The 14,452-nt window shown below is 77.2% G+C and carries 6 protein-coding genes; 3 read left to right on the plus strand and 3 right to left on the minus strand.

Going from position 1 to position 14,452, the window contains the following annotated elements; translation table 11 throughout:
* Position 1: 1 nt before the first annotated feature.
* Both ABD223_RS19330 and ABD223_RS19335 read right to left on the minus strand, forming a co-directional pair.
* Positions 2 to 3,319, minus strand: a complete 3,318-nt coding sequence (locus tag ABD223_RS19330; RefSeq protein ID WP_344037692.1) for a CHAT domain-containing protein — start codon at positions 3,317 to 3,319, stop codon at positions 2 to 4.
* Between the two features lie 88 nt (positions 3,320 to 3,407).
* Positions 3,408 to 4,568, minus strand: coding sequence for a helix-turn-helix domain-containing protein (locus ABD223_RS19335; RefSeq protein ID WP_344037693.1), 1,161 nt, complete (start codon positions 4,566 to 4,568; stop codon positions 3,408 to 3,410).
* A 117-nt stretch (positions 4,569 to 4,685) separates the two neighbouring features.
* On the opposite strand from ABD223_RS19335, the gene ABD223_RS19340 reads away from it, so the two are divergent.
* Positions 4,686 to 5,285 carry an NUDIX domain-containing protein gene (locus ABD223_RS19340; RefSeq protein ID WP_344037694.1) on the plus strand — a complete coding sequence of 200 codons (600 nt, stop codon included), beginning with the start codon at positions 4,686 to 4,688 and terminating at the stop codon, positions 5,283 to 5,285.
* A 379-nt stretch (positions 5,286 to 5,664) separates the two neighbouring features.
* Here the strand turns inward: ABD223_RS19340 and ABD223_RS19345 are convergent, their stop codons facing one another.
* Positions 5,665 to 6,633, minus strand: coding sequence for a hypothetical protein (locus ABD223_RS19345; RefSeq protein ID WP_344037695.1), 969 nt, complete (start codon positions 6,631 to 6,633; stop codon positions 5,665 to 5,667).
* Positions 6,634 to 7,383: 750 nt separating this feature from the next.
* Here ABD223_RS19345 and ABD223_RS19350 point away from each other — a divergent pair.
* Positions 7,384 to 10,800: an ATP-binding protein gene (locus tag ABD223_RS19350; protein ID WP_344037696.1), complete on the plus strand. Its 3,417-nt coding sequence runs from the start codon at positions 7,384 to 7,386 to the stop codon at positions 10,798 to 10,800.
* Positions 10,801 to 10,912: 112 nt separating this feature from the next.
* The gene (locus ABD223_RS19355) at positions 10,913 to 14,386 is read left to right on the plus strand and encodes an ATP-binding protein (RefSeq protein WP_344037697.1); all 3,474 of its coding nucleotides are present in this window, start codon (positions 10,913 to 10,915) and stop codon (positions 14,384 to 14,386) included.
* The last annotated feature ends 66 nt before the right edge of the window (positions 14,387 to 14,452 follow it).

Genomic DNA, 14,452 nt, shown 5'->3' on the forward strand with positions numbered 1-14,452 from the left:
CTCACCGCCCCGTGTAGGCGAACCCGGCCCAGTGGTGCGGGTCCCCGCCCGCCCGGCGCACGCCCTCGGCCAGCTCGGGCGGCATGGCGGGCGGCGGGGTGAAGTCCGGCGCCAGGAACGCCAACTGCGCCGCGCGGACCGCCTCGGCGGGCGGCAGGCCCTCATCCACCAGGTAGTGGTGCACGAGGTAGCGCAGCGCCGAGGCGAACAGGTCCGGCACCTCCCACCGCGCGCCCACCACCCCGACCGCGCCCGCCACCGCCAGCACCGCGTCCAGCGTCAGCGGCTCCCCGCCGCCGACCGCCGCCGTGCACGCGGTCAGGTCCACGAACGGGCCGCGGTCCCCCACCGCCCGGCGGGCCTGGTCCAGCACCCGGCCCACGGTGACCGCCTCGCCCAGCGCGGAACGCGACGGCTCGCCCGGCACGGGCCGGAAGTGACCCGCCAGCACCACGGTCGGCTGCGGGTCCTCGCCGCCGGGCAGCGCGGGCAGGACCTCCGGCCCGGCCGCGCCGCGCGGGTAGAACCGGTCGCGCACCGCCTCGGCGGTCAGCCGCGCGTAGGGCAGCGGTCCCCCGACGACCAGGCCCGCACCCGGTCGCCGGTCCCACTCGCGGGAGGCGGTGCGGCAGAACACCCGCGCCGACGGCGTGCGGCAGAACAGCGCGTCCTGCACCGCGTAGCGCCGCGCACCGCCCTCCGGCCTGCTCGCGGCGTGCCACGGCAGCTCACCGAGCCCGCCCGCGGCCACCAGCACGATCCGCGACGCCGAGGCCAGCAGCGGTGCGACGGCGGCCCACGCCCAGTCGCACACGCCGGTCAGCGCCGCCGCCTCCTGCGTCGCGGGTTCGGCGCGGTACTCCCGCCGGTAGCGCGCCACCTCCGGGGCGTCCGCCCGCAACCCGGGCACCGGCGCCGACGCGACCTCGCCGCTCGCGCGCACCAGCAGCACGTGACCCGGTTCCCCCTCGACACCGGGCACGAAGTAGCACAGCGCGTCGTGGCCGGCTGTGCGCAACGCCGCCGCGACGTCCTCGACGGCGGGCGGTGCGCCGGGCTCGTCCACCCCGGCCAGCGCCAGCCCGCACCCCACCTCCAGCGCGGCGACCGCCTCCACGGGCGCGCCGTCGCGCAGGCACCAGTGCGCGACCACCCACGCGAGGTCGGCCGATCCCGACCCGGTGAGCGCGGCGAGGCCGGTGGCCCGGCTCAGCTCGCGGTAAGCCGGGATCGAGTCGACCGCCGCCCGGTAGGCGAGGGCCAACTTCACCCGCACCTCCGGCGACGGCCGCCCGTCGGGTTCGGCCAGCGCGCGTTCCAGCCAGTCGATGGTCTCCGCCAGGTGCGCGCGCACGCCGAACACCTCGTGCCAGGCGGACATGGCGGCGCCCAGCGAGCCGTAGGCGGCGGGCGCGTCCGGGCTGCCCGACGGGGTTCGCCGCGCCAGGTCGCGCATCGCCTCGACCCCCGCCGCGAACAGCCCGCGATCCCGCCGCGCCACCCCGCGCGCCGCGGTGACCTCCCCGAGCCGGGCCGGCGCCGGCGGTCCCGACCACTCGGGCGGCCGCTCCGGTCCCCGGTCCTCCGCGACCCGTTCCTCCGCGACCCGTTCCTCCGCGACCCGTTCCTCCGCCGCCGCGACCCCCAGCGCCGCCTCCACCGCCATCACCCGCTCGTGCAGCGGGTGCCCGCCGAGGCGGTCCCGCAGGTCGCGCACCCGGGCCAGCACGTCGGGCAGGCGGTCCTGTCTCCCGGTGCGCAGCGCGCGTGCCGCGACCGCCGAACCGAGCTGGGCCAGCAGGACCGGGTACCCGCCCGAGTCGGCCGGGACCTCGTCGAGCACCTCGTCCAGCACCCGCACCGCCGCGTCCAGGTCGCCCACCATGCCCGCCCGCCCGTAGCGGGCCAGCAGCGCGGCGCTCAGGGCCACCAGGTGCGGCAGCCGGTCGCGCACGTCGGCCCCGACCCGGGACGGCGCGGACCGCAGCACCGCCACGGCCGCGTCCAGGTCGCCGTCGCCGCGCACGGCCGCCAGCCACGGCCGCACCAGCGCCACCGCGCCGGACAGCGCCTCCCGGTCCGCCGGCCCGTGGTACCGCCGCTCGGCCCGTTCCAGGAGGTTGAGCGCGCGGGCGCAGCGGGTGGCGTCGCCCAGGCCGAGCTGCGCGCCCTCCACCACCAGCAGCGCGTAGGCGCTGACCCGCCCGGGGTGGTCGGGGCCGCCGTCGGCGGTCGCCACGACCGCGCGTTCGAGCAGTTCCAGCGCGCGGCCCAGGGCGCCGGGGTCGCCGGTGGACCGGGCGTGCCCGCCGAGCGCCACGCCGGTGCGGAACACGACCTCCTGCTTGAGCCCGTCGTGGTCGGGCAGCTCTTCGAGGTCCGTCAGCACCGCGCCCAGGGACCTCGCCGCCCGAGCGGTCGCGGCCGCCTCCGCCGCGGGTGACGCGGGCCGGTCCCGGGACAGCAGGTCGCTCAGCGCCGCGCCGAGCAGCAGGTCCAGGTCGCGCCGCGTGTGCCGGTCGGAGGTGCCCAGCGCCAGCGCCTTCTCCGCGTCGGCCACCACGCGGCGCAGCTCCTCCGCGTCGCCCAGCGCGCCGGCCCGCGCGGTCCGCGCCCGGCACGCGTTGGCCAGCACCTCGACCCGCGCCTCCTGGTCGTCCGGGTCGAACAGCGCCTGCGCCTCGTCGCTGGCCGCCGCCGACGCGGCCAGGTCGGCGAGCCTGCGCCCGGCGTCGCCCCGGACGCCCGCCAGCTGGAGCAGGGCGTCCCCGAGGACGGCCAGGTGGTAGGCCCGCGGCCCGCCGTCCGCGCGGGCGAGCGCGACCACCTCGCCCTGCCACCGGGCCCAGCCGTCCAGGTCCGACGGCGCCCCGGTGCGGGCCGCGCGGTGGCGGAACAGCACGCTCAGCGCGTCCACGGCGTCGAAGTCCTCGCGGAACGCCGAGCCGCGCTCGGTCAGCGCGTCGGACAGGCCGGTCCACACCCGGTCCACCTCGTCGTCCAGGCCCCGCGGCGGCGTCTCCAGCCGGGTCCGGCGGGCGACCACGATGCCGTGCAGCACCTCGGCGTACCGCTCGGGGCGCCCGCCGGGCCAGCGCGGTTCGGCCCGGCGCAGCAGTTCCGCGGCCCGCGCCAGGTCCTCGGCGTGCCGCGGGTCGACCGGGTGGGTGCGGTCGGCCCGCACGAAGTGGCAGTAGGCCGCGTGGGCCAGGCGCTCGGGCAGGTCCGGGTTGCCCCGCCCGTCGAGGTCCGGCACGATCGCCGCGTACTCGGCGATCACCTCGTCCAGGTCGGTGTCGGGCAGTTCCTCAGCACCCATGACGGGATTGTGGGCGGGCGTGGCGGCCGGTGGGCCCGATGACCACGTTCTGGCGCGGAGTTGACCAGTGCCCGGCGCGCCGCGCGCGTCAGCTCCCCTGCGGGAACAGCACGTCGCGGATGCGCGTCCGCAACCGGTGCGCGCCACCGGGCAGGGGCCGCGACGCGAGCAGCCTGCCGAAGCGGGCCAGGTCCGCCCGGATGGTGGCCGAGTCCACCAGCACCAGGTCGTCCAGCAGCTCGGCGAGCAGCTCGCAGCCGTGCTCCAGCTCGCCCGCCGCGGCGTGCGCCAACGCCCGCCGCAGCCCGAACCTGGTGCGCGAGCGCACCGCGTGCGGGCGGATCAGCGGCACCTGCGCGTCGAGCAGCTCGGCGGCCTCGCGGGCGCGGCCCAGGTCGTAGGCCGACCACGCGCGCGTGACGGCCACCGGGTCGGGCAGGCTGGTGCTGCCCAGCAGCGGCAGGCCGGGCGGCGCGGCGCGGTGGAGTTCGGCGGCCCGCTCCAGCGCCTGGCCGAACCGCACGTCCTCGCCCGCCAGGGCGTACCCCTGCGCCTCGCGCTGCGCCGCCAGCGACCGGACCGCCGCCGACATCGACGGGTCGGCCTGCGCCCGCTGCGCCAGCAGCACCGCCTGCCGCGCGTCGTTGCGGTACAGCGCGAACTCCGCCTGGCGCACCAGCGCGTAGGTGGCCAGTTCCCGGTCGCCCCCGAGCGCGGCGCAGCGCACCGCCTCGTCGGTCAACCGCACGGCACGCTCCTCGTCGCCCGCCTCCTGCGCCATCCAGCCCGCGTACTCGGCGAACCGCGCGGCCAGCCGCCACAGCCCGTCGCGCAGGTCCGGTTCGCGGGTCGACCCGGCCATCGTGCGCAGCACGTCCACCTGCGGGACCAGGCCGGGCAGCACGGCGCGCGGGCTGGCCCGGTGCCCCAGGGTCCGGTGCTGGTCGAAGAAACCGACGAACAGGTCGAACGCGGTGCCGTCCGCGCGCACCGACGCCCCGGGCGGCTCCGGCTCGGCGGTCGCCGGACGCGTCGCCCGGCGGGTCGGCCGCGCCAGCGCCACGAGCGCGCCACCGGCGTCCAGGGCCTCGTCGCAGGACTTGGCCAGCTCCGGGTTCGCCGAGGCCAGGCCGTTCTCCACCTTGCTGAGGTACCCGCGGCTGTAGTGCACGAGCCGGGACAGGCCGGACAGCGACAGCTCCCGTTCGACGCGCAGCCGGCGCAGTTGGGCGGCGAACGTGTCGTGCATGGCGACCACCCCCTTCCGCGCAGTGTCGCCGAGAGGTGGGGTCGTGTCCCCGGGTGTCCGCGAACTGTCCCGCTTTCGCCCGACTCGGGTGGTGGTCCCGGGTGGTTCCATGAGGCCATGGCAACGGATCGGGACGGCGAGTCGGCCGGTGTGGTCGTGGTGTGGCAGCGGTTGGCGACGGACGTCGTGCACAGTTCACCGTGGTTCGAGGTGCACCGGGACGCGGTGGTCCGGCCCGACGGCGGGCACGACACCTACCACCACGTGGTGGCGCCGGGTTCGGTGACCGTGCTGGCGCTGGACGACGACGACCACGTGGTGCTGACCCGGCAGTGGATCTACACGCACGGCGGCACGGAGTGGCGGCTGCCCGGCGGCGGCGTGGACGCCGAGGACGCGAACCCCGAGGAGGCGGCGCGGCGCGAGCTGGCCGAGGAGACCGGGCTGCGGGCGGTGAACTGGCTGCGGATCGGCCGGGTGCACGGCGCGGACAGCCTGAGCAACCACGTCGACCACGTGTTCCTGGCGACCGGGTTGTCCGCGGGCGGTGCGGCGCTCGGCCCCGGCGAGGGCGACCTGCGGGTGCACCGGATCCCGTTCGACGACGCGGTGGACCTGGTGCTGCGCGGCCAGTTGCCGCACGCGGGCAGCTCGTACGCCCTGCTGTCCACCGCCCTGCGGCGGACCGGCGGCCGGGTGTTTCCAGGGCAAGGCTGAAACAGGAAAACCGTTCCGGACCGGAAATCGGCGGCGCATTCTCGTGGTGTCAACGAGAACCAGCGCCGAACCGGAACACCGGAACGGGACCGCGGCCGGAACGCCTCGGCGTTCAGCCGCAGCAGGAATTCGACATCGGGCCGAGCCGCGCCCCACCGGCATTCACCCGGCGGACCGTCGCGCGCCTGATCGTCGAATTCTTCGCGGGTCCCCGGTATTCACCGTCACGAGCTGACGGCCGTTCGGCGCGGTTCCCCGGAAGCTGAGGGAGGTGTCCCGTGGAACCGCACCTGATCATCGTCCTGCTGACCGCCCTGCCGGCCGCGCTGTAGTCGACCGGGTCCCGCGTCACCCCGGGGAGTGTGACGCGGGACCCCTCTCACCTCCCTGTTCCGCTGTTCAGCCACTGCACGCCGTAACCGCGCCCCTCCCTGGGGTGCGGGAAGTCGACCTCGACCTCGCCGATCTCGTTCACCGCGAGCCGGTCGTCGCCGGGGGTGAGGTCGTCGGCGTCCCGGTGGAACGCGCCGTCGACCCGCCAGACGTCCGAGGGCCCGCCGCCGCGGGGGAACCTGACCACCAGCCGGAACCGCTCGCACCGGCGCTCCGGCCAGAACACGTAGGTGGGCTTCATCGGCTGCCCGACCGGCACCCGCACCTCCAGGGCGAACTGGTGGCGCTCGCCGGTGCGCAGCGGGCGCGGCAGCCGGAGGGTGAGCATGAACCGGCGGGGCGAGGGCCGCCGCATGCACAGCAGCTCGACCCCTTGCAGCACCTGCACGTCCAGGTCGCCGGGCAGGCCGCCGCCGGTGGCGGGCGGCAGCGAGATCGACCAGGTCACCTCGTCCACGCCGTCGTGGTCGGCCACCACGACCCGGCGCTCGACGCACGTGGGCGTGACACCGTCCAGGCGCAGCAGCGCGTCGAACTCGGCCACGTGGTAGGGGTCGTCGCCCTCCGGTCGCGGCGGGGTCCGGTCGCGGCTCAGCGCCGCCTCGACCAGCCTCGCCAGGCCCACGTTGATGCGCCGGCGGATGGTGCGCGGGCCGCGGTCCTGGCGCGCGGCGAGCCACTCGATGCGGTCGGCGAGGAAGCGGTGCTGCGCCTCCTCGTGCAGCGCGAGCGGCGCCACGACCATGAGGCGCAGGTCGGTCGGGAAGCCCTCCACTATTCCGTCGACCCAGGCGCGGAACTTCATGCGCACGGTCTCCGGGTCGTCGCCGCCGTCGATCCCGCACACCTCGCGCAGGGCCGGCCCGATCTGCCGGTCGATACCGGGCGCCTGCGCGCCCTGCCCGCGGCACAACGCCTGCAATTCGTTGGTCAGCTGCACTGGCGAAACGCTCATGGACCCTCCGCGCGCACGAGGCCGGCAGATTCCGGGCAAACACCGCCGCGAGCTCCCGCGAGGCAATTGCTCACGATGTCGGCTGCATGTATACCACCTCGGTCATCGCTGACCGCAGCAGTGTGTTACGCCGTTCGGACAACAGTTCGATATCCGCAATCCTGCGGTACACCGGGCAGATCTTTGATCTAGTTTGTCGGTTTCCCATTCGTGAGCGCCGCTCGGACCGGGCGACCGGACCCGGTCGCGGCCCGGGCCGATCCGGCGCGCCGGATCGGACCCCGCGGCGGCGAGGGGCGCTCCCCCGCCATGGCTCGCGGCGGCGAGGATCGCCCCCCTGCCGACCCCGGGGCGCCAGGGCTCGTGGCGGGCCGCTCACCGGAACACCGCCGGCAACCGCCGCGACAGTTGCCGGCGATGTTCCTCGACCATTCCGACAATCCTCCACAAGAGCGCAGCCAAACGGTCATCCTACCGATTCCACACGAGCCGGAATTCAGACAAGTTTTTTACAAAACCACCACCCGGACCGCCGCGCCCGACCAGGCCCCCTTACCAGTACAACCCTCCTGAGCTGCGGAAACAGCCTTTTGAGACGTGGATTGTGAGCATTCTTCAGTGAACCATCACGTGATAATGTGACCGAAGAGGCAGCCCTCGATAGCAACCGGCGCACAGCGGAGCAGGTACGCCATCAGCAACAGCACACCACTCGGCCCCTATTTCCGCACAGGGGGTGTCCCGATGTCGATGAGCACGACCGCTTCGCTGGTGGTCAGGTTGCTCGGCCCGGTGCGCGCGTGGCGCAACGGCTCGGAGGTCGACCTCGGCACCGCGCGCAGGCGCGCGGTGTTCACCCTGCTGGCGGTGCGGGCCAACGAGGCGGTCTCCAAGGACGAGTTGGTCGACGGCGTGTGGGGCGACGCGCCGCCCGCGAGCGCCGAGGCCGGCCTCTACACCTACATCTCCGGCCTGCGCCGGGTGCTGGAGCCCGAGCGGTCCAAGCGGTCGGCCGGGGTGGTGCTCACCTCGTCCGGCGCGGGTTACGCGCTGCGGCTGGACCGCGAGCAGCTCGACGTCCACCGCTTCGACCGGCACCGCGAGCGGGCGGAGGCCCTGGCGCGGCAGGACCCCGACCAAGCCCTGGCCGAGCTGGACGCGGCACTGGCGCTGTGGGAGGGCGAGGCCCTGTTCGCGGTGCCCGGCCGGTTCGCCGAGACGCAGCGGTCGCGGCTGCACGAGCTGCGGTTGGCCGCCGTGGAGCGGCGCGCCGAGCTGGCGCTGCTGCTGGGCAGGCACACCGACGTGGTGGCCGAGCTGTCGGCGCTGGTGGTGGAGCACCCGCTGCGGGAGGGGCTGCACGCGCTGCTGATGACCGCGCTGCACCGGAGCGGCAGGCAGGCCGAGGCGCTGGAGGTGTTCCGGGACGCCCGGCGCGTGCTGGCGACCGAGCTGGGCATCGAACCCGGCCACGCCCTGCGCGAGCTCCACCAGCAGGTGCTCACCGGCGACGCGGCGGCGCACCGCCCGGCGGACACCGGGCCGCCACCGGCCACCCCGGCCGGCTCGACCCCGGCCGGCTCGACCCCGGCCGGCTCGACACAGGCCGGCTCGACCCCGGACGCCACGCCCCCGGACGCCACGCCCCCGGACGCCACGCCCGCGGCGGCGCCACCCGCGACCGGGGCGGCGCTGCCACCCTTCGTCGGCCGGCGCCGGGAGCTGGACCTGCTGCGACGCGCGGTGTCCGGCGTCGCCGGCGGTCGTGGCGGCGTCGCGTGGCTGGAGGGCGAACCCGGCATCGGCAAGTCGTCGCTGCTGACCGCCTGCCTGGCGGACGCGCCGGCCGCGGGCGTCCGGGTGGCCCGCGCCGCGGCCGACGAGCTGGGCGGGCGCTTCCCCCTCCGGGTCGCCCTCGACGCCCTCGACGTGTCGGTCGCCTCGGCCGACCCGCGCCGCGTCGAACTGGCCCGGGACCTGCTGGACCCGACCCGCGACTCCCCCGACGCGGGCGACCCGGTGGTCACCGCCATCGACGGCCTGGTGGAGCTGGTCGCCGAGCTGTGCGCGGACACCCCGCTGGTGCTGGTGCTCGACGACTTCCAGTGGGCCGACGAGGCCAGCGTGCTGCTGTGGCACCGGCTGCTGCGCCTGGTGCACCGGCTGCCCCTGCTCCTGGTCGCGGCGGCGCGGCCGGTGCCGCACCGCGACGACGTCACGCGGGTGCGGCGCGCGGTCGTGCGGGTCGGCGACCTGGTGGAGCTGGGGCCGCTGTCCGGGGACGAGGTCACCGCGCTGCTGACCGCGCTGGTGGGCGCCGCGCCGGGCGAGGGGCTGAGCGGCCTGGCCGGGTGCGTCGGCGGCAACCCGCTCTACCTCAGGGAGGTGGTCGACGCCCTGCTGCGCGAGAACGCCGTCGAGTTCCGCGACGGCGTGGCCGAGGCGTGCCGCACGGGTCGGGACATGCCGTCGTCGCTGGTGGGCGCGCTGACCCGGCGGCTGGCGTTCCTGTCCGCCGACGCCCTGGACCTGCTGCGCCGGGCCGCGCTGCTGGGCACCGGTTTCGCGCCGGGCGACGCGGCGGTGGTGGCGGGGCGGCCGGTCTCCGAGCTGGTCGCCGCCGTGGAGGAGGCCACGGCGGCGGGCGTGCTGGTCGAGGCGGGCGCCGAGTTCACCTTCCGGCACCACCTGATCCACCGCGCGCTCTACCTCGGCACCCCGGCCGCGGTCCGGACCGCGCTGCACCGCCAGGCCGCCCAGGCCCTGGCCGCGGCGGGTTCGCCGGTCGAGCTGGTCGCGCGGCAGCTGGCGACCGCGCCGACCGCGGTCGACCCGTGGGTGGTGGACTGGCTGGTCGCCAACGCCGAGTCGGTCGCGGCGCGCGCACCGGAGCTGGCGGTCTCGCTGATGCGGTCGGCCATCGGGCAGCCCGACGTGCCCGCCGGCGACCGGGAACGGCTCGCCGCCCGGCTGGCGCGCCTGGTGTTCCGGCTCGGCGGCCGGGCCGAGGCCGACACCCGCTACGCGCTGGCCCGCGCCCGGGACCGCGACCTGGTCGCCGAGCTGCGCTGGGTGCTCGCCGCCTCGCACCACCGGGAGGGGCGCGCCGCCGAGGCCGCGGAGGTGCTGCGGGCCGCGGTCGCCGACAGCGGCACGCCCCCGGTCTGGCGGGCGCGGCTGGAGGCGCTGGCGGCGGGCGTGCTGCCCGGTGAGGAGGCGGGCGCCGCCGCGCAGCGCGCGCTGCGGCTGGCGCGGGAGGTGCGCGACGGCTTCGCCGAGGCCCAGGCCCGGCGCGGGCTGTGGCGGACCGCCACCGCGCACCGCGACCACCGGGAGGCGTTGCGGCAGGTGGACCTGGCCCTGACCGCGTCCGTCAGCCCGGAGGTCCACGCGGACCTCGTGGGCGACAAGGTCCTCACCCTCCAGCACCTCGACCGCCTGACCGACGCGGACCGGCTGGTGCACGCGGCGCGGCCCCACCACGCCGCCGCGGCCCAGGCCTACTGGCGCGGGCGCTGGGCGGAGGCGCTCGACCTGGTCGACACCCACCGGGCGCCCTCGCCGGGTCCGTGGCCCCGGGACCGCGGGCCGACACCGCCCGCGCACGGCGTGGCCGCGCTCGTCGCCGCCCGCCAGGACCGGGTGGACGTGGCGGTGCGGCACCTCCGCGCCGCGGTCGAGCACCGGGACGAGTTCCTGGACGACTTCCTGGCCGCCGCCGAAGCCACCCTCGCCGAGCGCGACGGGCGCGTGGACGACGCGGTCGTCGCGTTGTCCGGTGTGCTCGCGGCCGGCCGGGTGGCGCCCGAGCTCCCGTGGCTGCCCGCGCTGACGAGGCTGGCGCTGCTGGCCGACGACCACCGCCTGGCCGCACGCGCGGTCGAACGGGCGCTGGCGGACCCGCGGGCGGTCGCGGTGGCGCTGCGCTGCCGCGGGCTGGTCGACCGCGACCCGGCCCCGGTGCTCGACGCGGCGGCGAGGTACCGGGAGGCGGGTCGGCCGGTGGAGCTGGCCGAGTCGCTGGAGGACGCGGCCGCGCTGCTGGCCGAGGTCGGCGACGACGGCGCGGCCGACGCGGCGGTGCGGGAGGCCGTGGCGCTCTACCGCGGTTTCGGCGCGGAGTGGGACGCGCGGCGGGCGGGGACCCGGTTGTGCCGTGCGGCCTGAGGATCCTGGCGGAGGGCGGACACGGGACGGGCAGCGCGGGACGGACGAGCGGCGCGGCGGTGCGGGTGCGGGCCCGCCGCGTTTCGGGAGCCTCAGGGGAAGGGCGGGCGGGATGACGGCGTTGCGGTTGGTCGTGCTGGGTCCGGTGCGCGCGTGGGTCGGCGACCGGGAGGTGGCGCTGGGCTCGGCGCGGCCCCGGGCGGTGTTCGCGATGCTCGCGCTGCGCGCGGGCGCGGTGGTGCGGCGGGACGAGCTGGTCGCGGGCGTGTGGGGCCGGGACGCGCCGGCCACCGCGGAGGGCAGCGTCCACACCTACGTCTCGGTGCTGCGCAAGGCCCTGGAGCCGGACCGGGCGCGCGGCACGGCCTGGCAGCTGCTGGAGTCCGTCGGCTCGGGCTACCGGCTGCGGTGGGACCCGGCCGCCTCGGACCTGGCCGCGTTCCGGGCGCTGCGGGCGCGGGGGCAGCGGCAGTTGGCCGACGGCGACGCGGACGCCGCGCTGGTCTCGCTGGTCGCGGCGCTCGACCTGTGGCGCGGCGAGGCGCTGGCGGGCCTGAGCGGGCCGTTCACCGAGTCGCGGCGGCGTGAGCTGACCGCGGAGCGGGCCACCGCGCGGGAACTGCGCGCCGAAGCCGCCCTGGCGACCGGCACGCACACCGACGTGATCGCCGAGCTGGGCGCGCTGGTCGCCGAGGAGCCGCTGCGGGAGCGGGCGCGCGAGCTGCTGGTGCTGGCCCTGCACCGCAGCGGGCGCGGCGCGGAGGCGCTGGAGGTGTTCCGCGACGCCCGCCGGGTGCTGGTCGCCGAGCTGGGCGTGGAGCCGGGACCCGGGCTGCGCGCCGCGCACCAGCTGGTGCTCACCGGCACGCGCCGCGACCCCGCCGTGCCGCACCCCGTGCCACCGCGGGCGTCCGCGGTCAGCCGCACCCTCCCCCACCACACCGAGCCGGCGGCCACCGAGGCGGTGGTCGAGCCGGCCCGGGACCCGGTCGACGGGCCGGTCCTGCTCGGCCGCGACGCCGAGCTGGCCGCGGTCTCGCGCGCGGTCGACGGCCTGTCCACCGGGCGCGGCCTGGCGCTGTGGATCGAGGGCGAGATGGGCATCGGCAAGTCGGCGCTGCTGACCGCGGTGCTGGCGCGGGCCGGTGCGGCCGGGCGCCCGATCGCCCACGCCGTCGCCGACGAGCTGGACGTCCGCTTCCCGCTCCGGCTCGCCCTGGACGCCCTGGGCGTCGACCCCACCGCCACCGAACCGCGGCGCGCGGCCGTGGCGCGGGCGCTGCGCGAGCGGCAGCCCTCCGGGTCGATCTTCGCGGGCGGCGACCCGGTCGCGAGCGGGGTCGACCGGCTGGTCGCCCTGGTGGAGCAGCTCTGCGCGGACGGGCCGCTGGTCCTGGCGCTGGACGACCTCCAGTGGGCGGACGAGAGCAGCACCGAGGTGTGGCACCGGCTCGGCGCGCTGACCCGCCGCCTGCCGCTGCTGCTGCTGGGCGCGGCGCGACCGGTGCCGCACCGGCCGGAGGTGGCCCGCCTGCGGCGCGTCGTGGAGTCCGGCGGCGGCGCGGTGCTGGACCTGGCTCCGCTGGGCGAGGCGGACGTCGCGGGCATGGTCGCGCGGCTGGTCGGCGCGCCGCCGGGGCCCGCGCTGCGCGAGATCGCCGCGCGGGCCGGCGGCAACCCGCTGTACGTGCGCGAGGTCGCGGACGCGCTGCTGCGCGAACGGCTCGTGGTGGTCGGCACCAGGGTGGCCGAGGCGCGCGAGCACGCCTTCGACCGGGCGCCGGGTTCGCTGGTGTCCGCGGTCGGCGGACGCCTCGACTTCGTGTCCGGCCCCACGCGCGAGGTGCTGCGGTGGGCGGCGCTGCTGGGCGGCGAGTTCTCCATCGACGACCTGGCGATCGTGCTGGGCCGCCCGGTGCCGGAACTGGTGCCCGCGTTCGAGGAGGCCGCCGCGGCGGGTGTGCTGCGCGACGCGGGGCACCGCATCGCCTTCCGGCACCCGGTGCTGCGGCAGGCGCTGTACGAGGGCACGCCCGCGGCGTTGCGCAACGCGCTGCACCAGCAGGCCGCGCGGGCGCTCGCGCGGGCCGGCGCGCCGGTCGACCACGTGGCCGAGCAGCTGCTGGCCGCGCCGGACGACGTCGGGCCGTGGGTGGTGGACTGGCTGCTGCTCCGGGCGCCCGTGCTGGTCTACGAGGCGCCCCTGGTGGCGGTCGAGCTGCTCCAGCGGGCGCTGCGATCGCCGTCGGCGCCCGAAGAGCACACCGCGACGTTGCGGGCGCACCTGAGCAGCGTGCTGTTCCGGATCGGCCGCGACGTCGAGGCCGAGCACCACGCCCGGCGGGCGCTACCGCGGCTGCGCGACCCGGACCGGATCGCGGAGGCCCGGTGGACGCTGGCCTACGGCCCGTTCCGCGCGTCCCGGCCGGAGGAGGCCCTGGCGTCGCTGCGGGAGGCGCTGGCCGACCCGGTGCTGCCGGACGCGTGGCGGGCCCGGTTGCTGTCGTTGCGGGCGCTGGTGCAGCGCGCGGGGCTCGACGACCTCGACGCGGCGGCGGCGAGCGCGCGCGAGTCCATCGAGGTGGGCGAGCGCGGGGCCGACCCGTTCGCCATCGGCCAGTCGCTGGAGGTGCTGTGGCAGGTGGACGCGGCGCGGCGCGACTACGTGAGCGCGCTCGACTACCTGGACCGGGCGCTGGACGTGGTCGGCACCGACCGCAGCCTCACCGACCTGAAGCTGGTGCTGCTGGACAACCGCGTGTTCACGCTCCAGTGCCTGGACCGGCTGGGCGAGGCGACCGACACGCTGCGGCTGGCGTTCGAGGTGGCCGGGCACGGCGCGCCCGTGGCGGCCCTCCAGGTCGGCGCGTCCGTCCACCGGTTCTGGTTGGGGGGTTGGGACGAGGCGGTGGCCCGGCTCGGCGCGGTGCTCGGTGACGACTCCGGCATCACCGGGTTCGGGCTGCGCGAGGGCGGGACGGTGCTGCTGCACGGCGTCGCCGCGCTGATCGCCGCGCACCGCGACGACGAGCTGGCGCTGAGGCGGCACCTGCACGCGGGCCTCACGGTGCCGCTGGTGACCGCGGCGAACCGGGAGAACTGCGACTTCCTGGTGGCGGCACGAGCCACGGCGGCCTACCGGGACGGTGACCACGCCGAGGCGATCGAGCTGCTGGGCGGGATCCTCGACACCCGCTACGCCCGGATGATGCTGCGGCACCAGTGGTTGCCCGAGCTGGTCCGGGTGGCGCTGGACTGCGACGACCGGGCGACGGCGCGCGCCGCGGCGGAGGCGTGCGAGGCGGAGGCGGCCGAGGAGTCGACCGAGGCCAGGGCGGCCGCGGCGGCGCGGCGCTGCCGCTGCGTGCTGGCGGAGGACCCGGACGGGCTCGCCGGGGTGGCGGCGCACTACCGCTCGGTGGGGCGGGTGTTCGAACTGGCGCAGACGCTGGAGGACCGCGCGGTCCTGCTGGCCCGCGCGCGGCGCGAGCCGGAGGCCGCCGAGGCGTTGGGCGAGGCGGTCGGGCTCTACCGCGACCTGGGCGCGGCCTGGGACATCCGTCGGGCCACCGCCCGGGTCGGCTGAAGCCGGATCGGTCGAACCGGGCCGGGTCGGGTCGGGTCGATCACGCCGGCCTGATTGCGCCGGCCC

Origin of the sequence: Saccharothrix xinjiangensis, from assembly GCF_039527585.1 — a bacterium.
Classification (GTDB): Bacteria; Actinomycetota; Actinomycetes; order Mycobacteriales; family Pseudonocardiaceae; genus Actinosynnema; species Actinosynnema xinjiangensis.

Excerpts from the sequence above, each read along its gene's own strand:
- ABD223_RS19330 (WP_344037692.1), bottom strand. The coding sequence starts at position 3,319 with ATGGGTGCTGAGGAACTGCCCGACACCGACCTGGACGAGGTGATCGCC.
- ABD223_RS19335 (WP_344037693.1), bottom strand. The coding sequence starts at position 4,568 with ATGCACGACACGTTCGCCGCCCAACTGCGCCGGCTGCGCGTCGAACGG.
- ABD223_RS19340 (WP_344037694.1), top strand. The coding sequence starts at position 4,686 with ATGGCAACGGATCGGGACGGCGAGTCGGCCGGTGTGGTCGTGGTGTGG.
- ABD223_RS19345 (WP_344037695.1), bottom strand. The coding sequence starts at position 6,633 with ATGAGCGTTTCGCCAGTGCAGCTGACCAACGAATTGCAGGCGTTGTGC.
- ABD223_RS19350 (WP_344037696.1), top strand. The coding sequence starts at position 7,384 with ATGAGCACGACCGCTTCGCTGGTGGTCAGGTTGCTCGGCCCGGTGCGC.
- ABD223_RS19355 (WP_344037697.1), top strand. The coding sequence starts at position 10,913 with ATGACGGCGTTGCGGTTGGTCGTGCTGGGTCCGGTGCGCGCGTGGGTC.